19 protein-coding genes, 2 tRNA genes and 2 pseudogenes are annotated in these 19,632 nt (G+C 64.4%); 10 read left to right on the forward strand and 13 right to left on the reverse strand.

Translation table 11 applies throughout. The features are described from left to right. Positions 1-17 precede the first annotated feature (17 nt). On the forward strand, positions 18-884 hold the full coding sequence (gene panC, locus WFP44_RS05985) for a pantoate--beta-alanine ligase (RefSeq protein WP_336925505.1): 867 nt from the start codon (positions 18-20) through the stop codon (positions 882-884). Next, complete coding sequence (locus tag WFP44_RS05990; RefSeq protein WP_336925506.1) at positions 878-1,102, forward strand: hypothetical protein; 225 nt, start codon at positions 878-880, stop codon at positions 1,100-1,102. Before panC ends, WFP44_RS05990 begins: the two co-directional genes overlap by 7 nt. Here WFP44_RS05990 and WFP44_RS05995 read toward each other — a convergent pair. From WFP44_RS05995 to pepN, 10 genes and pseudogenes are all read right to left on the reverse strand, one after another. Continuing rightward, positions 1,071-4,289, reverse strand: coding sequence for a type ISP restriction/modification enzyme (locus WFP44_RS05995; RefSeq protein ID WP_336925507.1), 3,219 nt, complete (start codon positions 4,287-4,289; stop codon positions 1,071-1,073). The two genes, WFP44_RS05990 and WFP44_RS05995, sit on opposite strands and share 32 nt — an antisense overlap. Before the next feature lie 219 nt (positions 4,290-4,508). Continuing rightward, positions 4,509-4,715, reverse strand: a pseudogene (locus tag WFP44_RS15870) (integrase); the annotation flags it as partial. Between the two features lie 144 nt (positions 4,716-4,859). Beyond that, positions 4,860-5,084, reverse strand: a pseudogene (locus tag WFP44_RS15875) (Arm DNA-binding domain-containing protein); the annotation flags it as partial. A 112-nt stretch (positions 5,085-5,196) separates the two neighbouring features. After that, positions 5,197-5,270, reverse strand: a tRNA-Gly gene (locus WFP44_RS06005). A gap of 73 nt (positions 5,271-5,343) precedes the next feature. Continuing rightward, positions 5,344-5,877 carry an adenine phosphoribosyltransferase gene (locus WFP44_RS06010; RefSeq protein ID WP_336925508.1) on the reverse strand — a complete coding sequence of 178 codons (534 nt, stop codon included), beginning with the start codon at positions 5,875-5,877 and terminating at the stop codon, positions 5,344-5,346. A gap of 17 nt (positions 5,878-5,894) precedes the next feature. Next, positions 5,895-6,743 (reverse strand): cytochrome c1, encoded by an 849-nt coding sequence (locus WFP44_RS06015; protein ID WP_336925509.1) that lies wholly within the window; start codon positions 6,741-6,743, stop codon positions 5,895-5,897. Between the two features lie 26 nt (positions 6,744-6,769). Next, positions 6,770-8,065, reverse strand: a complete 1,296-nt coding sequence (locus tag WFP44_RS06020; RefSeq protein ID WP_336925510.1) for a cytochrome b — start codon at positions 8,063-8,065, stop codon at positions 6,770-6,772. A 17-nt stretch (positions 8,066-8,082) separates the two neighbouring features. Beyond that, positions 8,083-8,646, reverse strand: a complete 564-nt coding sequence (gene petA / locus WFP44_RS06025; protein ID WP_336925511.1) for a ubiquinol-cytochrome c reductase iron-sulfur subunit — start codon at positions 8,644-8,646, stop codon at positions 8,083-8,085. 242 nt (positions 8,647-8,888) lie between these two features. Further along, positions 8,889-9,632, reverse strand: a complete 744-nt coding sequence (gene pgeF, locus WFP44_RS06030) for a peptidoglycan editing factor PgeF (protein WP_377922604.1) — start codon at positions 9,630-9,632, stop codon at positions 8,889-8,891. Beyond that, positions 9,604-12,264 carry an aminopeptidase N gene (gene pepN, locus WFP44_RS06035; protein WP_336925513.1) on the reverse strand — a complete coding sequence of 887 codons (2,661 nt, stop codon included), beginning with the start codon at positions 12,262-12,264 and terminating at the stop codon, positions 9,604-9,606. Before pepN ends, pgeF begins: the two co-directional genes overlap by 29 nt. Positions 12,265-12,319: 55 nt before the next feature. Here pepN and WFP44_RS06040 point away from each other — a divergent pair, with 55 nt between their 5' ends. Continuing rightward, on the forward strand, positions 12,320-13,129 hold the full coding sequence (locus WFP44_RS06040) for a Rossmann-fold NAD(P)-binding domain-containing protein (RefSeq protein WP_336925514.1): 810 nt from the start codon (positions 12,320-12,322) through the stop codon (positions 13,127-13,129). Here WFP44_RS06040 and WFP44_RS06045 read toward each other — a convergent pair. Together WFP44_RS06045 and WFP44_RS06050 are read right to left on the reverse strand one after the other, a co-directional pair. Further along, complete coding sequence (locus WFP44_RS06045) at positions 13,098-14,045, reverse strand: DMT family transporter (RefSeq protein ID WP_336925515.1); 948 nt, start codon at positions 14,043-14,045, stop codon at positions 13,098-13,100. The two genes, WFP44_RS06040 and WFP44_RS06045, sit on opposite strands and share 32 nt — an antisense overlap. Further along, on the reverse strand, positions 14,042-15,037 hold the full coding sequence (locus WFP44_RS06050; protein WP_336925516.1) for a threonine aldolase family protein: 996 nt from the start codon (positions 15,035-15,037) through the stop codon (positions 14,042-14,044). Before WFP44_RS06050 ends, WFP44_RS06045 begins: the two co-directional genes overlap by 4 nt. 56 nt (positions 15,038-15,093) lie before the next feature. On the opposite strand from WFP44_RS06050, the gene WFP44_RS06055 reads away from it, so the two are divergent. Continuing rightward, positions 15,094-15,432 (forward strand): GNAT family N-acetyltransferase, encoded by a 339-nt coding sequence (locus WFP44_RS06055; protein ID WP_336925517.1) that lies wholly within the window; start codon positions 15,094-15,096, stop codon positions 15,430-15,432. 116 nt (positions 15,433-15,548) lie between these two features. Here the strand turns inward: WFP44_RS06055 and WFP44_RS06060 are convergent. Then, positions 15,549-15,623 (reverse strand) — tRNA-Thr (locus WFP44_RS06060). Between the two features lie 94 nt (positions 15,624-15,717). Here WFP44_RS06060 and WFP44_RS06065 point away from each other — a divergent pair. Genes WFP44_RS06065 through WFP44_RS06090 form a run of 6 tightly spaced genes read left to right on the forward strand, consistent with a single transcriptional unit; the run spans position 15,718 to position 19,606 of the window. Continuing rightward, positions 15,718-15,888, forward strand: coding sequence for a hypothetical protein (locus WFP44_RS06065; protein ID WP_336925518.1), 171 nt, complete (start codon positions 15,718-15,720; stop codon positions 15,886-15,888). 35 nt (positions 15,889-15,923) lie between these two features. After that, a complete protein-coding gene (gene gpmA, locus WFP44_RS06070) occupies positions 15,924-16,610 on the forward strand; it encodes a 2,3-diphosphoglycerate-dependent phosphoglycerate mutase (protein ID WP_336925519.1) in 687 nt (228 codons plus the stop codon). 5 nt (positions 16,611-16,615) lie between these two features. After that, positions 16,616-17,113, forward strand: a complete 498-nt coding sequence (gene purE, locus WFP44_RS06075; RefSeq protein ID WP_336925520.1) for a 5-(carboxyamino)imidazole ribonucleotide mutase — start codon at positions 16,616-16,618, stop codon at positions 17,111-17,113. 6 nt (positions 17,114-17,119) lie between these two features. Then, positions 17,120-18,190, forward strand: a complete 1,071-nt coding sequence (locus WFP44_RS06080) for a 5-(carboxyamino)imidazole ribonucleotide synthase (RefSeq protein ID WP_336925521.1) — start codon at positions 17,120-17,122, stop codon at positions 18,188-18,190. Continuing rightward, the gene (locus tag WFP44_RS06085; protein WP_336925522.1) at positions 18,180-18,677 is read left to right on the forward strand and encodes a dihydrofolate reductase; all 498 of its coding nucleotides are present in this window, start codon (positions 18,180-18,182) and stop codon (positions 18,675-18,677) included. Before WFP44_RS06080 ends, WFP44_RS06085 begins: the two co-directional genes overlap by 11 nt. Next, positions 18,674-19,606 (forward strand): bifunctional riboflavin kinase/FAD synthetase, encoded by a 933-nt coding sequence (locus WFP44_RS06090; protein ID WP_336925644.1) that lies wholly within the window; start codon positions 18,674-18,676, stop codon positions 19,604-19,606. Before WFP44_RS06085 ends, WFP44_RS06090 begins: the two co-directional genes overlap by 4 nt. Positions 19,607-19,632 lie beyond the last annotated feature (26 nt).

Here is a 19,632-nt window from a genome sequence, read left to right on the forward strand (position 1 = left end):
ATCCGAGGGAAGCCTGCGTGCAAACCGTCAACAGCCTGAACACCCTCAAGCAAGCTGTGGAAGACCTGCGGCAGAGCGGCCGTATTGCGCTGGTGCCCACCATGGGCGCGCTGCACGAAGGCCATTTGGCGCTGGTGCGCCGCGCACGCGAATTGGCCGATCACGTGGTGGTATCGATCTTCGTCAACCCCACGCAGTTTGGGCCGAACGAGGATCTGGGGCGCTATCCCCGCAGGCTCGCAGCCGACGAGGCGCTGCTGGAGGCGGAGGGCGCGGCGCTGATCTGGGCCCCGCAAGCGGCCGAGATGTATCCGCAAGGCTTTGCCACCAGCGTGGAAGTGGGCGGGGTGAGCGAAGGCTATTGCGGCGCGGCCCGGCCCGGCCATTTCGCAGGCGTTGCGACCGTGGTCCTGAAACTGTTCAACCAGGTGCAGCCCGATTTCGCGGTTTTCGGTGAGAAGGATTGGCAGCAATTGGCGGTTATCCGCCGCATGGCGCAAGACCTCAACCTAACTTCACCTTGCGTGGAAAACATCGTGGGAGCGCCAATCGTGCGGGAGGAGGATGGCCTCGCCCTTTCCAGCCGCAACGCCTATCTTTCCGCCGCCGAGCGCCGCGTGGCGGGCCGCCTCAATGGGCTGATGCGGCAGGCAATTGCGCAGATCGAAGGCGGTGGCGAAGTGTCCGCTGTGCTGGCCGATCTGGACACCGCCTTGCTCGCGGCGGGCTTTGCCAGTGTGGATTACGCCGCTCTCGCCGATGCGGAGAGCCTGGCGCCGCTTGCTGCGCTGACCGGCTCCCCTGCCCGCCTGCTTGTCGCGGCGCGGATTGGCGGCACGCGGCTGATCGACAATATGCCGGTGGGGAGCAACGCGCGATGCTGACCGAAGCCGATTTCCGCGCCTGTGTCGCCGCCTTCCATGCCAATGATTTGGGCGGCTTCGGCTGCGCTGGCCGCGCCCGCCCGATCATCGTCCGCCCCGATCACCACGCGGCGCACAGCGGGCGGGAATTGCATGGCAGGCTGGAAGGGCGCCCCCGCCACCACCCGGACAGGGCCGACCATTCGCTCATTCCAGCGGCAGGTCTATTTCGGCCATGATCCGGTCTGTCTCTGACAGGATTTTGATGATCCGCTGGTAGTGGCGGATATCGTCATAGGACAGGGTGCGGCCCTTGCGGTCTTTCAGCCATTTCTGCGCGGGCTGGTATCCGCCGATGTGGAAGCCCCAGACCACGGCTGGCACGCCATCGAAATACTGGCCTTCGCCATCCTTGCCGTTGATGTAGACGCGTCCGCCTTCCGGCCCGCCTTCAAAGCGCGGCTTGTCCACCACGCAATCCTGTCCATCCGGCCCTGTGCCCATGAAGGGGAAGGGCGTGTCGCCAATGGCGGGGGCTTCCATCAGGTGCAGGCGGCGCAGCGCCTCCCCTTGTGCGCTGATGGTGCGGAACACTTGTGGCGAAGGCGGGAAGGGGACGCGGGGGAAATCCACTTTCAGGAATTCGCGGTAGGTTTCGCGATAGGCCGGGCAATGCAGCACGCCATAGATGTAATCGAACACCTGCACTTCATGCGGGCGCGCGTCGCCCGTGGCGCGGCGGAAGGCATCGGAGCCATCGGGCGCAGGCGATACCCCGGAAAGCCCCGCTGCTTCCCGGATTTTGGCGTAAAGCTTGGGTTCGAAATTGATGCGGATGGATTGATCCAGCTCATCCTCTGCCGGGTAGAGGTAGAGGGGCATATTATAGGTGATATCGAAGCCGCTGAATGCCTTGTGTCCAGCAACGGAAGAAGAAACTAGGCCACCCACCTCGTCCTTGGTTTGTCCTGTAATCATCAGATCAAAGTTTGATTGGTTGAACAAATGCCTCATCGCGCGGTCGCGTCTATGAACGGCCACATGAGGATTATATACTGTATAACGAACATCAAATGGCCTGTAGATAATCGGCGTTATCTCTTTTCGCCAATCTTCATCAGCCAAAGCTGCTTTCGCTGCATTATAATTCCATTGGTTTTGCGAACATAGACGAAAAAGCTGGCGGGCCTCCAATTCGGTTTTAGTTGCCAGCAGGCGTTCCACTTTCTCAGCCGCTTCCGCTGCGCTCCAGGAGATCGCAAATTCATCATGGGTTGTGACAATGCCGGGGGCAGGTCTGCCGTTGGGTGAAAAGAGATCGGCCACCGAAAAGCCGGCCCCATAGCGAGCCTCCAAAGCCTTGTCGGAAGGCTTGAAACGCCAAGGCGGGGTAACCGGCGAAACATTTTCGGCAATCAGGGAAGCGGCCTCGCCCTCCCACAGCGCAGCATATTTGGCATCGCGGTTGCCCCACAGATCGCCATGAAACACTTCGGCTAGCTTCTTTTCGCCCTTGTCGGTGGCCTTGCGTTTCACCGCGATAATGATCGCCACGCCCTGCATGATATCGAACACATTCTTGTCCGCCGATCCATCAGGCGCGACTTCCTTTTTCTTGGAATTGCCGTGCAGATCCAGCACATGGATACGGTCAAAAGTTTCCCGCAAATGATTGCGCATATCCAGAAAGGTGGGGTTATCGAGATATCCGTGATTGGTGATGAACCCCAGCACGCCCTCGCCCGTCTTGGCGATCATGTGTTCGGCAAGCCGGATGAACTTCACATAGTCATCCGATAGCCATTTGGCTTGCGCCGGGCGCTTCAGTTCGGGGCTAACCTTGTAGTCGGCCATCAGCCCTTCAATCCAAGCGCCCTTGTTGGATGAATGGCCCGAATAGGGCGGGTTGCCGATCACGCACATGATCGGCGTCTGGCGCTTGATATCGCTGGCCGCCTTCGCCTCGTTCGCCATGGCGAGCGACAGGCCGAACAGCGTCTGTTCCACCCGCTCGCCTTCCTCCAGGCTGTTGGTCAGGTAAACGCCAAGGCGCGGCGGATTGCCCGATGGCCGGTATCCCAATTCGGTCAGGATCATGTCCAGCTTCATGTGGCACATGGCATAGCTGGCCATCAGCAGTTCGAACCCGTGCAGGCGCGGGATCAGGTTTTCCTCCACATAGGCAGACCAGTTGCCCGGTGCGACGCCCTGCACCCGGCCCGCCACCAGCTTGATGACTTCGGCCAGAAAGGTGCCCGTGCCCGTTGCCGGGTCCAGCACCTGCACCCGGTGAACCTCTTTCCTTATGGTGGCGGGCCTGCCCTTGGCATCGGTCTGCCCGGTATCCCAATCCACCGTGATGCGGCTGGTATCGGCAAGGCCGTCCGCCAGGCCAAATTCGCTTTGCAGCACCTTGTCCACCGCGCGCACGATGAAATTCACCACGGGTTCGGGCGTATACCAGACGCCGCGCGCCTTGCGCTTGGCCGGGTTGTATTCGGCCAGGAAGGTTTCGTAGAAATGCAGGAAGGGATCATTGCGCGCGGTGAACTTGCCAAAGTCCTTCAGGATTTCCTTCAGGTCTGCGGCGCGGAACACCTCGCACAGTTCATCGATAACCCAGCGGATGCGGTCATCCAGATCAACGCCCGCAATATAACCGAACAGTGATCGCAGGAACGGGTTTGACCGGGGCAACAGTTCCAGCGCCTCTTGCCGGGAAAAGCTGTCCAGACTGTCATCATGCAGCCGTGCGGCAAACAGGCCATAGGCGATGGTTTCGGCATAGATATCGGCAAATTCGGCCACGCTGATATCGTGGATCAGATTGGCGCGGAACGCCTCATACTGGCCGGTCAACTCGGTGGCGGTTTCCTTTGCAAGATCGGCCACCAGTGCGCGGCCCATGATATCCTTGATCAGCATGGCCTTGCCCGCCATCATCTGGGCCAGTTGCCTGGCCGTGGTGATGCTGGCCGGGGTTTCGCGCGCAAAGTCGCGCAGCAGGTTTTCCAGTTCGGCAAAGCGGGTCGGATGCGCCGGAAGGCCGGGGGCCAGATCGGCAATGGAGACAAAGGCCACCGCATCGCCACCCCGCAGGAATTCGAAATCCCGCCCGTTGGTATAGATCAGGTTGGGCAGGCCCTTGGCATAGCGGGCCTTTTGTTCGCGGCTGTAATCGGTGGCGGCGAATTTGCGGATATCCTTGTCGATATCCTTTGCCTCCACCCAGCCGATGGAAATCCCCCGGCGGGTAAACACGAAATCGGGCGCGCCCACCGCCACGCGGCGCGGCTCGTTGATGACTTTCACATCAGGATCGATGGAGCCAAACAGATCGGACAGCGCAGGGCGGAAGCTGTGTTCGGTTGTCTGGCCGCTGGCATACAGACCACGGATTTTCGACACATAACCCGCAATATCCATGGCCCGTGCATTACCCCCTGATTGAACCGATGTGTTTGATCCGGCTGGCAGGCTAGAGAGGCTTGGCCCTGCCGCCAAGTGTTTGCTGCCAGCCGCCGCAGCTTGGCATTGGCCAGGCGTTGCGCATCCCGCGCGCGCGTGAAATCTGGGTTTGATTGTGGCCTGGCGTTTTCGCACCGCTCTGGCCTTTTGCCGCTTGCGGTTTGTTAACGCCCCCGGTTAGCGCGTCGCCTTGTTCGGAAAGGGCACCACGTCCGCCCCCCTTTGCAGCGCGTCCAGATAATCACTCCACCATTGCGCCATCCGCACCCGCTCATCCCGATGCGGGCCGCGATGGTAGGCACGGCGCACCTTGTCGGTGTCGCCATGCGCCAGCGCGCGTTCGATCGCATCGGGGTGCCACGTGCCGCTTTCATTCAGCAGGGACAACAGATATTCGCCGCGGATGGCGATGGACGGTGCCCAGCCCTTTGCTCCGTCCCGTTTCCGCTTGGCGGCATATTCCGCAGCGATTGCGGCGAAGGCATTTTCTGCCGATGGCTTCGCTTGCACATTTCGGCGTTGCGTGGCCCGTGCCGGATCATCGCCGTGGGCAATTTGCGCCCGCGCCGCGTCCCGCTTCTTTCGGGCATTTGGCGGACAGATTTCGGGATAGCGGCCCAAGGCCAGCTTGCGTTCCTTGCCATCCACCCCGAATTTCAGACGCCATAGCCTGCCCCCGGCTGGCGTTACTAACAGGTATAACCCGCGCGAATTGCCCGTCAGATCAAAATGCCCCCCAAAAAGGCCCCCAATCTGTTGCGGCTTTCAGCGATCAAAGGTGAAGGCCAATGGCCGCTTCTAGGCGAGAACATGGCGGATTTCCGGCATTTGCCTAGGCGGGAATGCACAGCGATGAACGGGGGGTTGGAGCGGGTAGCGGGAATCGAACCCGCATAGCCAGCTTGGAAGGCTGGAGCTTTACCACTAAGCTATACCCGCTTGGCCGGATGATCCTTGCCACCCGCGATGCCGGCACGCCTTTGCCACCTGACGGGTGGCGGCGTCAAGCAGGTCAGTGTCCCGCGAACTTGAGCAGCGCCTTGCCTTCCACGCCTTGCTCGGCCAATTTGGCCATTCCGCCAAGATCCGGCAGGTCAATCACGAACAGCGCCGTGTCGCAGACTGCCCCCGCCTCGCGCAGCAAGTGCGCGGCCGCAAGGGCGGTGCCGCCTGTGGCGATCAGGTCATCCACCAGCAGGACGGATTGACCGAGCGCGAGGAGCGTGGGGTCAATCTCGATCCGCGCGGCCCCGTATTCCAGCGCGTAATCGGTTCCGATGGTGGGGACAGGCAGCTTGCCTGCCTTGCGCACCGGGATAAAGCCCAATCCCAGATGCACCGCCAGGGCCGCGCCAAAGATGAAGCCGCGCGCTTCGACACCAGCAATCGCGCCGATGCCCCCCGGCACGCAGTGCGCCATCTGCCCGATGCAGGACGAAAACCCCGCCGGATGCGTAATCAGCGTGGTGAGGTCGCGGAACAAGATCCCCGGCGCGGGGAAATCGGGAACTGTGCGAACCAGCGCCATGATCTCATCACGAGTCATGGCGCCGGCCGGCATATTCAGTCTTCCAGCTTGGCGCGCGCCCAGACCTGCTTCTTGGCCAGCCATGCAAGGATGGTGGCAAACAGCAGGAAGCCCATCACAATCCAGCCCACCTGCTTGCGGTAAACCAGCGTCGGCTCCGCGGTCCAGGTGAGGAAGGCGGCCACGTCAGCCGCCATCTGGCGCACAGTCGCCTCGGTGCCATCAGCATAGGTCACCTGGCCGGTCGAGGTCAGCGGCGGAGCCATCGCCAGGTTGAGATTGGCGAAATAGGGGTTGTGATGCAGGCCCGGCCCCGGCGCCGAATCCGGGAACTGGGCGAGCAGTTCGGCCGAAGGCTCCTGATATCCGGTCAGCAGCGAATAGACATAGGCGGTGCCGTGATGGCGCGCCTTGGTCATCAGCGAAAGATCGGGCGGAATCGCGTTGTTGTTGGCCGCAGCCGCCGCGATGTTGTTGGGATAAGGCGAAGGGAAGCGGTCGGTCGGCAGGCCCGGACGGGTCGAGGCCTCGCCCGTGTCGGGGTTGATGCCCGGCACCGTCCAGCTGGCGGCTTCGGCCTTCACTTCCTCTTCGGTGTAGCCAAGTTCGGCCAGATTGCGGAAATGCAGCTGGTGCAGGCTGTGACAGGCGGCGCACACTTCCTTGTATACCTGATAACCGCGCTGCAACTGCGCCACGTCCCATTGCGGGAACAGGCCGTCGAAGGAATAGCCGCCGGCGGGCAGATGTGCCGCCCGGTGGAACACCTTTTCCGCCGTGGGCTGGGCGGGCTCGGTCGCCGCCGTGTAAGCGCCCACGACAAAGGCCAGCAGCACCACGAAGGTGAAGCCCAGGCCGACAAAAAATCCAACAAGGCGGATCATCGTATAATTCCCCTAAACCCGCGCGCTCAGGCAGTTGCCGGCTTGGTGTTGTCAGTCAGTGCGGCCTGCTCGTCCTTGCCCAGCACCGCTTCGGTGATCGAGAACGGCAGCGGCTCGGGCTTCTCGATCGAGGAGATGATCGGCAGGATCACCAGGAAGTGCAGGAAGTAGTAGGCCGTGAAGATCTGGCTCAGCATCACATACGGTTCTTCCGCAGGCGCACCGCCCAGATAGAAGAGCGCCGCCATGGTCGGGATCAGGCCGAACCAGAAGAACTTGCGGAACAGCGGGCGGTAATGCCCCGAACGCACCGGGCTCTTGTCCAGCCAGGGCAGGAAGAACCACACCAGGATCGACGAGAACATCGCCAGCACGCCCCACAGCTTGGCCGGCAGGATGAAGTCAAAGGTAAAGGCGCGCAGGATCGCGTAGAACGGGTAGAAATACCATTCGGGCACGATGTGCGCGGGCGTCGAAAGAGGGTTGGCCGGGATGTAGTTGTCCGGATGGCCCAGCGCGTTCGGCATGAAGAACACGAAGGCGAAATAGACCAGCAGGAACACGCCAAGGCCGAAACCGTCCTTCGCCGTGTAATAGGGATGGAAGGGCAGCGTGTCGCTCTGGCTCTTCACCTCCACGCCGGTCGGGTTGGACGAACCGGGAATGTGCAGCGCCCAGATGTGCAGGATCACACAGCCCGCGATCACGAAAGGCAGCAGGAAGTGCAGCGAGAAGAAACGGTTGAGTGCGGCATTATCCGGCGCATAACCACCCAGCAGCCACACCTGCAGCGGCTCACCCACGAAGGGGATCGCGCCGAACAGGCCGGTAATCACCTTGGCGCCCCAGAAGCTCATCTGGCCCCAGGGAAGCACATAACCCATGAAAGCGGTGGCCATCATCAGCAGGAAGATCACCACGCCGATCAGCCAGATCATCTCGCGCGGGGCCTTGTAGGAGGAGTAGAACAGGCCGCGGAAGATATGCAGGTAGATGACCACGAAGAACGCGCTGGCGCCGTTGGCGTGCATATAGCGCATCAACCAGCCCCAGTTCACATCGCGCATGATATGTTCGACCGAATCGAAGGCGACGCCGGCATTGGCGGCATAATGCATCGCCAGCACCACGCCGGTGACAATCTGGAGCACCAGGCAGAAGCCGGCGAGCACGCCGAAGTTCCACATATAGGACAGGTTGCGCGGCACCGGATAGCCGGCGCCCACCGCGTTGTAGACAAACCGCGGCAGAGGAAGTTTCTCGTCGAGAAACTTCATCAGCGGAGTGGTCGGTTCGTACTGCTTCGCCCAGGGAAAACTCATCGCTTCTGTCTCTCGCCTCAGCCGATCACGATGGTGGTGTCGGAAGTGAAGGTATATTCCGGAACTTCAAGATTGGTCGGCGCCGGGCCTTTGCGGATGCGCGCGGCGGTATCGTAGTGCGAGCCGTGGCACGGGCAGAAATAGCCGCCATACTCACCCTTCACCTCGCCCTCGGCCGCGCCCAGCGGCACGCAGCCCAGATGGGTGCACACGCCCATGACGACGAGGATGTGCTCATGCCCTGCCTGCGTGCGTTCGGCCAGCGTCTGGGCATCGCGCAGCGAACCGGGGTCAACCGCGTTCGCCTCGGCAATCTCGGCATCGGTCAGATAGCGCACGAAAACCGGCTGCTTGCGGAATTCGGCCTTGATGGCCTGACCCGGCTCCAGCGCGGAAATGTCGAGCTCGGTCGTGCTGGCGGCCAGAACGTCCTTGGAAGGGGCCATCTGGCTGACCAGCGGCAGCAGGGCGAAAATGCCGCCCACGCCCGCGGTTGCCACGGCAGCGATTTCGATAAAGTCGCGGCGGCGCACGCCATCGGCGGCGGTATCCGTCGGTGTGGTATCAGTGGAGCTTGCCATTACCCTGCCTTGCCTGCCGGGCAATCCGCCAGCGCCGCAGCGCCAGCCCATGCCCGAAAAGAAACCTGACCGTGCCGCCCTGCCCGCGCCCCGGATGCCTTGCAGCGGATTCCGGGTGCACGGGATGGCGGCTTGGCGCGGCTGATAGACGAGCAAATCGTCCCTGCCAACCCGCCTTTTCGGCCCATATGCGCGAGCGTGGCGCAGGGAAATACCCTTCGCAATCCCCGGCCTGAGCTTGTCTACAGCCCTATCGCGGAAAACTGGCGGCCATAGGTCGGCTCGCCCCGGTGGGTGGCGCGGCGGAAGGAGTGGAAGTGCCGGGCATCGGCATAGGTATCGCGCGCCGTATCACCCACCTCGCCCACGCCTGCCGCGATGAGCCGGGCGCGGACATAGGCGGGCAGGTCGAACTGGAAATGATCGGCACGCGCACCGGGCGCGAAGAACGCCGCGTTGACAGGATCGGCGTCGAGCAGGCGCTGGCGAAAGCCCGCGTCCACTTCGTAACTCGCCTGCGCGATCGTCGGGCCGATGGCGGCGCGGATTCGCGCACGATCCGCCCCCAATGCCTCCATTGCGGCCACGGCGTTCTCCAGCACGCCGCCAAAGGCGCCGCGCCAGCCGGCATGAGCCGCGCCCACCACGCCCGCCACGGGATCGGCCAGCAGCACCGGCGCGCAATCGGCAGTGACCACGGCCAGCACGAGGCCGGGTGTCGCGGTTACCAGCGCATCGCCCTCCGGCTCCTCGCCCGGCAAGAAAGGCGCGGTGACCGGCAATGCCAGCGCGGAATGCACCTGCCGCAACCTGACCAGCTGACCAGAGGGAACGACCAGACCGGCATCGGGCGGGGCATTCTGATCGGGATTGGCAAACCCGATTCCGGTGAAGAAGCCGTGCGGCACGCCTGCCAGCACAGCATGGCGGATGACGGGCCGCCCCTGCGGTGCGCCCTCAGCCAAGCGAGCGCGCCACTTGCTCATGCGTATCGCGTGACAGGCTGGGAGCAGCGGCGATCCGCTCCAGCTCGGCCCGCATCAGAGCGGCGCGCGCAGGCTCGATCCGCCGCCAGCGGCCCAGCGGGGCGACAAAGCGCGCGGCGGTCTGCGGATTGAGCGGGTCGAGCTGAAGGATCAGATCGGCGACCATGCGATAGCCTTCGCCCGAGGGATCGTGAAACGCCGCCGGATTGACCGCCATCGCCATATACAGTGCGCGCACGCGGTTGGGGTTGGTCAGCGTAAAGTCCGGATGGCTCGCCAATGCCTTCACATGGGCGAGCACCTGCGGGTGCAGCGATCCGGCCTGAAGGGAGAACCACTTGTCCACCACCAGCGCATTGCCGCGATAGCGGGTGTAGTAATCCAGCAAGGCATGGGTGCGTTCCGGCCCTTGCAGCCCGGCGAGCACCATCAGCGCCCCCTGCCGGTCGGTCATGTTGTCTGCCGCGCGGTATTGCGCCGCCGCCATCTGTTCGGCGCGCGCGGGATTGCCTTCCGCCAGATAGATGAGCGCCTGTGTCTTGACCTTGCGCGCACCGCGCGCCTCTGCGCTCAGGCTGTAGGGCACCGCGCTCGCCCTTTCGTGCAGCGCCACGAACTCGCCTTCCAGCGCACGGGCCAGACCGGCGCGCAGCGCCTGCCGTTCGGCGTGGATCGCGCCGGGATCGGCCACCAGCATCTGTTCGGAAAGATAGGCATGGCTGGGCAGGATCAGCAATTCGCCGCGCATCAGATCATCCAGCCGGTCATCCGCCAGCACGGCGCGCAAGGCGCCGGCAATCGCGGCGCGTCCTTCATCCCTCTGAACGTCCGAGAGACTGCCCGACACCGCCTCCTTCAGATGCGTGACGACAAGTTCCTGCATCGCTTCGTAGCGGGCAAAGGGATCGTCATCATGCGCCGCCAGGAACACCAGATCGCTGGTCGCCACATCCTGCGCGATGGCAACCGGCGCGGTGAAGCCGCGATTGGCCGACAGCACTGGCGGCGCGGAATATCCACCAAAGGTGAAGCTGTCTTGCGCTTTGTCCAGAACCAGCAGTTCTTCACCCCGGTGCCTGCCCGTTTGGCGATCGAACAGCGCCACCTTCAGCGGGATCGGCATGGGCTGCTTTTCCGGCTGGCCGGGGGTGGCGGGCACTTCCTGCGACAGGTGCAGCGTGACCGTGTCGCCCTCATGCGCCATGCGGATGGTCACGCGCGGGGTGCCTGCCTGCGCATACCACAGGCGGAACTGCGTCAGGTCCAGCCCTGCGCCCTCTTCCATCGCGCGGATGAAATCCTCGCAGGTCGCCGCTTCGCCATCGTGCCGTGCGAAATAGAGGTCGCAGCCTTTGCGGAAACGCTCCTGCCCCGCCATCGTCCGCATCATGCGGATGACTTCGGCCCCCTTGTTATAGACCGTGGCAGTGTAGAAGTTCGAGATTTCGCGGTAGGCATCGGGCCGGATGGGATGCGCCAGCGGGCCCGAATCCTCCGGAAACTGCACCCCGCGCAAGACCCGCACATCCTCGATCCGCTTCACCGCCTCGCTGCCCATATCGGCGCTGAACAACTGGTCGCGCAGCACGGTGAAGCCTTCCTTCAGCGAAAGCTGGAACCAGTCGCGGCAGGTCACACGGTTGCCCGACCAGTTGTGGAAATATTCGTGCGCGATCACGCCTTCGACCGCGTCGTAATCGCCATCGGTCGCGGTTTCGGGATCGGCCAGCACATAGCGGGTATTGAAGACATTCAGCCCCTTGTTCTCCATCGCGCCCATGTTGAAATCGGACACGGCGACGATGTTGAATATGTCGAGGTCGTATTCGCGGCCGAACACCTCCTCGTCCCATTTCATCGAGCGGATGAGCGATTCCATCGCATGGCCGGTGCGCTCCAGATCGCCCGTGCCGCGCCGCACGAAGATGGCAAGATCGACCTTGCGGCCCGACATGGTCGTGAAACTGTCGCGCCGCGCTTCCAGATCGCCCGCCACCAGCGCAAACAGATAGCTGGGCTTGGGCCAGGGGTCGTGCCACTGCGCCCAATGCGTGCCGCCTTCGCCCGTGCCGCTGGCAACAAGATTGCCATTCGCCAGCAGCACCGGAAAAGCGCCCGCATCCCCGCTCATCCGCACGGTATAGGTGGAGAGCACATCGGGCCGGTCGGGGAAGAAGGTGATGCGGCGAAAGCCTTCCGCCTCGCACTGGGTGCACAGCATCCCGTTCGACGCGTAAAGGCCCATCAATTGCGTGTTCGCGGCGGGCGCGATCGCCGTGGCCACTTCCACGCTGTGCGCCTCTCCCGGCAGGGTCAGCAGCAGATCGGGGCCATCCATCACCCAGCCGGCGGTTTCCGCCCCGTCAACCTTGACCCACAGCGGCGTCAGGCCATCGCCATTCAGACGCAGCACGGGTGAAGCCTCCGCCGCCGGATTGCGCCGCACATCCAGAAGCGCGGTGACGCGTGTCTCCTCAAGCCCCAGTGCAAAATCGAGCGCGACCTGCGGCACGGCCCAAGGGAAAGGGCGGTAATCTTCGCGCCGCACTTCCACGGGCGAGGCGATTTCGTGCGCGGCATCCGCCATTTCGGGGTTGCCGTCAGGGGTGGAGGGGGTGCGGGCAATATCCATGCCTGCGTGATTTAGGTTCTTTCGCGCCCGCGTCCAGCGGCTATCTTGCGCGGATATGGGACATTTGCTGATCTTCGGCCTCGGCTATACCGCCAGCGTCATCGCGGACCGGTTGCGTGCGCTAGGCTGGCGGGTGGATGCCACGGGCCGCGCCGGGAATATCGCCTTTGCCGACAGGGCAGGCGTACTGGCGGCGCTTGACGGGGCAAGCCATGTCCTGTCCAGCGTGCCGCCCGCAAACGAAAAGGAGGGCGGCGGCGATCCCGTGCTCGACAGCTATGGCATGGCGCTGGCGGGCAAATGGCTGGGCTACCTGTCCTCCACCGGGGTCTATGGCGACACAAAGGGGGCCTGGGTCGACGAAAGCACCCCGACAGGCACCGGGCGGCGCAGCGCACGGGCGGTTTGCGACGCGCGCTGGTTGGATGCGGGCGCGCATATCTTCCGCCTGCCGGGAATCTACGGCCCCGGCCGCAGCGCGTTTGACCGAATCGCCGATGGCCGCGCGCACCGCATCGATCTGCCCGGCCAGGTGTTCAGCCGCGTGCACGTGGAGGACATTGCCAGCGGCGTGATTGCGGCGATGGGCGGCGGATTGCCACCGCAGGCGTGGAATCTGGCGGACGATCTGCCGTGCAGCCAGAACACGGTGATCGAACACGCCTGCCGCCTGCTGGGCGTGGCGCCGCCGCCCTTGCTGGCGCTGGATCAAGCGGGGCTTTCCCCCATGGCGCGCGGGTTTTATCTGGAGAACCGCCGGGTGGCGAACGGCAAGGCAAAGCGCCTTCTTGGCTGGCGGCCGCTTTATCCCACTTTCCGCGAGGGTCTTGCCGCTATTGCGCAGGCGGAACGCTTCGCGCCCTGAGCGCCAGCAGCAGCCCCGCCATGGCCAGACCTGCGCCACCCATGGCCAGCGGCGTCCAGCGATAGCCTTCGAGCAGCGTGGAAATCCCCATCGCCACCACCACCACCAGCACGCCGTTATACGCCGCGCGGCCCGCGCCCAGCTTGCGCACCAGATCGTAATAGAGCGGGAAGGTCACCACCGATCCCACGATCGCCAGCCACGCCGTGCCCAGCCAATAGGCGCCGTCGCGCGGGATTACCGGCGGCCCGTCGATCAGCCAGGCCAGCCCCAGATTGGCCAGCGTGCCATACAGCATCGACCACGCCAGCAAGGTAACAAGCGCCGCACCCTTCCCCGATGGCCCCGCCTGAATCACATTGGCGATGGACGCCGCCAGCATCGCCATAAGCGCAAGCGCCGTCCCCAGCACCACATTGCCGCTGATCCGCGCGCCCGTCGGCACCGCTTGCGCCTCGTTCAACAGCAACAGCGCAATCCCGGCAATCGCCACCGCGCTGCCCGCGGCGAATCGCGGGGTGATGGGCTGACCCAGCATGATCTTGCCCAACACCGCATTGGGCACCAGCATCAGCCCGATCAGCAGCGCGACAATGCCCGATGTCAGATGCAGTTCAGCCAGATAGACAAAGGTATAATTGCCGCAGAACTGGAACAGCCCCATCCACATGGCGAGGCCGTGTGCGCGGCGCGGCATGGCCAGCGGCAAACGCATCACCAGCGCCAGCACGAACATGGCCGGCGTTGCAATCGCAAAGCGCCACGCGACCGACCAATGCGCCGACACATCCCCGATCTGCCCGGTAATCACGAACCAGGTCGATCCCCAGATCAGCGCCACCAGCACAAAGGGAATGGCAATGGCGGGCCGCAACAAGGCGTGCGGCGCAGAGGCGCTTTGCAAAGGCGCGCTCACAGCGAACCCAATGCGCGGGCCAGCGCGGCAGCGTCCTCCAATCGCGTATCCCACGAACAGACAAAACGGGCGGTGGCATCATCCCAGTCGTAAAAGGCAAAGCCGCGCGCGCGCAGTTGCGCCCGCTCCCGCTCGGTCAACGCCACGAACACTTCATTCGCCTGCGGCGTGAACCGCAGCTTCTCTCCTGCCATGGCGGCGATTTCGGCCGCGCAGGCATTGGCATGGGCGGCGAGTTCCAGCCACAGATCGCCTTCAAGCAGGGCAAGGATCTGCGCCGCGATGAAGCGCCCCTTGGAATTGAGATGGCCCGCACGCTTGCGCCGCCAGCGCGCCAGATCGGCGCGCGCAGGATCGAAGAACACCGCCGCCTCGGCCCCCAGCGCACCGTTCTTGGTAAAGCCGAAAGACAGCGCATCGACTGGCCCCGCCGCCTCGGCCGCGCTGCACCCCAGATGCGCCGCCGCATTGGCAAAGCGTGCGCCGTCCATATGCAGCGCGAGGCCATATTCATCCGCCAGCGCCTTGATCGCCAACAGCTCGGCCAGCGTGTAGCTCTGCCCGTATTCGCTCGCCTGCGTGATGGAAATGGCGTGCGCCTGCACCTGGTGGATGCCGCGCGTAATCCCCGCCAGCACCGCTTCCGCGCTTTGCGGGGTCAGCTTCGCCCCTGCGCCCTCGGCCAGCAGAAGCTTGGCCCCGTGCAGGAAGAAGCCGGGCGCGCCGCCTTCGTCCATCTCGATATGCGCCTCGCGGTGGCAGATCACCCCGCCATGCGGATCGACCATGGTGGCGAGCGCAAGGCAATTGGCCGCCGTGCCGGTATTGGCCCACACCGCATGGCATTCGCGCCCGAACAGTGCCGAAAACGCCTCGTCCAGCCGCTGGCTCAGCGCATCGCCATCATACGGCTTGTCCGGCTCGTCCGCGCGGCGCAACGCTTCCCAGACTTTGGGGTGGACGCGGGCGGCATTGTCGGAGAGGAACTGCATATGCCGTGCATTGGCTTCGCCCGCGCACGATGACAAGAGCGAGAGGCCCAAAGACCATGTCCGATGAACGCACCTTCGATCCCACCCTGATCCAGCGCGAGGAGGAGGACGGCGTCGGCGCCTATTACTACCCGGTCGAAGGCGCGGTGCGGCCGGCGGTGCTCACATGGCGTTCCGGAGGAGGGCGAACGGGCGCAGATGATGTGCGGGTGGTCGACCACACCTTCACCCCGCCCGAAGCGCGCGGGCGCGGCATTGCGGCAGGGCTGGTGGACGCCATCGTGGCCGATGCGCGGGCAGAAGGCTTCCGTATCGCGCCGCTGTGCCCTTATGTGGTCCGCGCCTTCGGCAAGAATCCCGACTGGGCGGATATACGGGCGGATTTGCCGCGATAGGCAGCCCGGCCTAACGCAGCCGAAGGCGGCAGGACAGAGTGCCCGTCCTCAAATAGCCGAAGGCAGTAGGACAGAAAGCTCGTCCTCAAGTAGCCGAAGGCGGTAGGACAGAAAGATGGTGCTGCTGGGGAGGATTGAACTCCCGACCTCACCCTTACCAAGGGTGCGCTCTACCACTGAGCTACAGCAGCCCGGCCCGACGTAATGCGCCGGGTGTCTGGACAGGCGCGCGCTATTGTCGCGGGGCTTGCGAAAGTCAAGCCAAGCTTGAGCTGGGCGTGCAATTTGGGCAAGAAGCTCGCCATGCCTCCCGCTCCTTCCAAACCTTCGCGCGAAGAAATCCTCGCCGCCAAGCTGCGCGAGAACCTCAAACGGCGCAAAGCGCAGGCCCGCTCCCTCGCAGCCGAACCCACCCCGGATGGCTCGGCCCTTCCCAAGGGCGAATCGAACGGCTAACGGCTGGCGCTTCTTGAAAAGAAGGAGCCGAACCCGTGCCCTCGCTTATTCTTGTCCGCCACGGCCAGAGCCAGTGGAATCTGGAAAACCGCTTCACCGGCTGGTGGGATGTGGACCTGACCGAAAAAGGCGTGGCCGAAGCCATCGCGGCGGGCGAATTGCTGGCGACCGCGGGCCTGCTCCCCACCATCGCCTTCACCTCGCTGCAAAAGCGCGCGATCAAGACGCTGCATCTGGCGCTGGAAGCCTGCGGGCGGCTGTGGATTCCCGAAATCAAGGACTGGCGCCTGAACGAGCGGCATTATGGCGGCCTCACCGGCCTCGACAAGGCGGAGACAGCCGCGCTGCACGGCGATGAGCAGGTGAAGATCTGGCGGCGCAGTTTCGATGTGCCGCCCCCGCCACTGGAGGCAGGCGGCGAATTCGATCTGGCCGCCGATCCGCGCTATGCCGGGATCGCCATCCCGGCGACCGAAAGCCTGAAGCTGACGATCGAGCGCGTGCTGCCCTATTGGGAAAGCACCATCCGCCCGCAACTCGCCGCAGGGGAAACGGTGATCGTGGTCGCGCACGGCAACAGCCTGCGCGCATTGGTCAAGCACCTGTCCAATATTTCGGATGCGGATATTACCGAGCTGGAAATCCCCACCGGCCAGCCGATCATTTATGATTTCGATGAAGCACTGGTGCCGGGCGAGCGGCATTATCTGAAGGATCGCTGAGAGAGATGACCGCGCCTGTTGTCCCCCCGGTCGCCATTGTCATGGGCAGCCAGTCCGACTGGCCCACCATGAAGCGCGCCGCCGATGTGCTCGACCAATTGGGCGTGGCGCATGATGACCGGATCGTCTCCGCCCACCGCACGCCCGACCGGCTGCACGCCTTTGGCAAGGGCGCGGCGGGCGAAGGCTTCAAGGTCATCATTGCAGGCGCGGGCGGCGCGGCGCATCTGCCGGGCATGGTGGCAGCCCTCACCCATTTGCCGGTGCTGGGCGTGCCGGTGCAATCCAAGGCGCTGAGCGGGCAGGACAGCCTGCTGTCGATCGTGCAGATGCCGGCGGGCATTCCGGTGGGCACGCTGGCGATCGGCGATGCGGGTGCAACCAATGCGGGCATTCTGGCCGCGTCGATCCTGGCGCTGGAAGATCCCGCGCTGGCCGCGCGCTTGATTGCCTTCCGCGCCGCGCAGACCGGATCGGTGGCGGAAAAGCCCGCCACGCAATAGGCTGCCATGATGACGCACTCCTTCCCCCTGCCCGCAGGCAGCACGATCGGCATCCTTGGCGGCGGGCAATTGGGCCGGATGATCGCCATGGCCGCCGCACAGCTCGGCTATCGCTGCCATATCTATGCGCCGGAAAGCGACAGCGTGGCCGCCGATGTGGCCGCCGCCTTCACCTGCGCTGCGTGGGACGATGCAGGGGCGCTGGCCCGCTTTGCATCCGATTGCGATGTGGTGACCTATGAGTTCGAGAACGTGCCCGTCGGCCCGCTTTTGGCACTCGCCCCCGGCCTGCTGGCCCCCGGCACCGCCGCGCTGGAAGTGGCGCAGGACCGGCTGAACGAAAAGCGCTTCGTGACGGAGTTGGGCGGCGCGCCCGCGCCCTTTGCAGCGGTCGACTCAGCGGACGATCTGGCCGCTGCCGTTGCTGCCATTGGCGCGCCCGGCATCCTGAAAACCCGGCGCGAAGGCTATGACGGCAAGGGCCAGTGGCGCATCGCCTCTGCTGCCGATGCGCTGGACGAAGGCGTATTCGCCACGCCGCTGGTTTACGAAGGCTTTGTCGATTTCGCCTGCGAATTCTCGGTCATTCTCGTGCGCGGGCGCGATGGCGAAGTGCGGTTCTGGGATTCCACGCACAACACGCATGAAAACGGCATTCTGGCGCATAGCAAGCTGCCCGCCCCGCAAATCGTGGGCGAACAACTGGCCGCGGCGCGGGAACTGGCGCAGAAGGTGGCGGAAAAGCTGGGCTATATCGGCGTGCTGACCTGCGAATTCTTCGCCACGGCGGGCGGCCCTGTCTTCAACGAAATGGCCCCGCGCGTGCACAATTCGGGCCACTGGACGATCGAGGGCGCGGTCACCAGCCAGTTCGAAAACCATGTGCGCGCGATTTGCGGCCTGCCGCTGGGCGATTGCGCCAGCGTTTCGCAGCGGATCGTGATGGACAATCTGATTGGCGAAGGCGCGCTCGACATCGTCCGCCACCTGTCCGATCCGCGTGCGCATCTGCACCTCTATGGCAAGGCCGAGGCGCGCGCGGGGCGCAAGATGGGGCATATCACCCGTGTCGGCTGAGCGGGAAATCCTGTGCATCGTGGCGCGCGCCACCAATGGCTGCATCGCGGCGAATGGCGATGTGCCGTGGAAGATCCGCGCCGACCTCAAGCGGTTCAGGGCGCTGACACTGGGCAAGCCGATGGTGATGGGCCGCAAGACATTCGAAAGCCTGCCCGGCCTGCTGCCCGGCCGCCGCCATATCGTGCTCACCCGCTCCCAAAGCTGGCAGGCGACAGGCGCCGAAATCGCGCATGATGTGGACGCGGCTTTGGCATTGGCGGGGCCGGGCGATTTTGCTGTCATCGGCGGGGCGGAAATCTTCGCGCTGATGGATGATCTTGCCACGCAATGGGAAATCACCGAGGTGCATGAGGATACGGCGGGCGATGTGTTCATGCCGCTGCCCGATCCGGCGCTGTGGGAGGAGGTTTCGCGCGAGGCGCATCCCGCCGCCGATGGCTGGCCGCCTTATGACTATGTCACTTACAGGCGGCGCGCAGGCTGATGCTGCTGGGTCACCGCGATCCGGTGCCGGAAGCCTTGCGCGGCGCGATTGTGGCGCTGGGCAATTTTGACGGCTTTCATCTGGGCCATCAGGCGGTTGTTGCCGAAGCCGTGGCCTGGGCGCGGGCAGAGGGGCGCCCGGCCATCGTTGCCACCTTCGATCCGCACCCCGTGCGCCATTTCGCGCCGCACGTGCCCCCCTTCCGCCTGACCACCCTGCCCCAGCGCCACGAACTGTTCCGCGCTGCCGGGGCAGACGCCATGCTGGTGTTCCATTTCGACGATGCGCTTGCCAGCCTTTCCGCTGATGCGTTCGTCGCGGATCTGCTGGGCGCGCATATCGGTGCGGCAGGCGTGGTGACGGGGGAGGACTTTACCTTTGGCCGCGCGCGCGGCGGAAATGTGGCCGTGCTGCGCGATGTCGGGGCCACGCGCGGCATTGCCACGCGCGCAGTGGGGCAAGTGAAGCATGAGGGGCAGTTCGTCTCCTCCAGCCGCATCCGCGATCTGCTCAAAGCCGGCGAGTGCGAGGCGGCGGCCGCGCTGCTCACCCGCCCCTTTGCCATCCGCGCGGAAGTGATCCACGGCGACAAGCGCGGGCGGATGATCGGCTATCCCACCGCGAATATGGACATGGGCGCCTATTTGCGCCCGCGTTTCGGGATCTACGCGGTGACCGCGCGAGTCATGGCAACGGGGCAGGTCCTGCACGGCGCGGCCAATCTGGGCGTTCGGCCCATGTTCGACCCGCCCAAGGAATTGCTCGAACCCTATTTCTTCGACTTTGCGGGCGATCTCTACGGGCAGGAAATCGAGGTGCATTTGCGCCATTTCCTGCGGCCGGAGGCGAAGTTCGCCATGCTCGACGCGCTGATGGCACAGATGGAGCGCGATTGCGCGGCGGCGCGCGCCCTGCTCGCTGCGCTTTGAAAATTGCGCCGCGCGCCCGCGCCCGC

This window comes from Alteraurantiacibacter palmitatis, assembly GCF_037154115.1.
Classification (GTDB): Bacteria; Pseudomonadota; Alphaproteobacteria; order Sphingomonadales; family Sphingomonadaceae; genus Alteraurantiacibacter; species Alteraurantiacibacter palmitatis.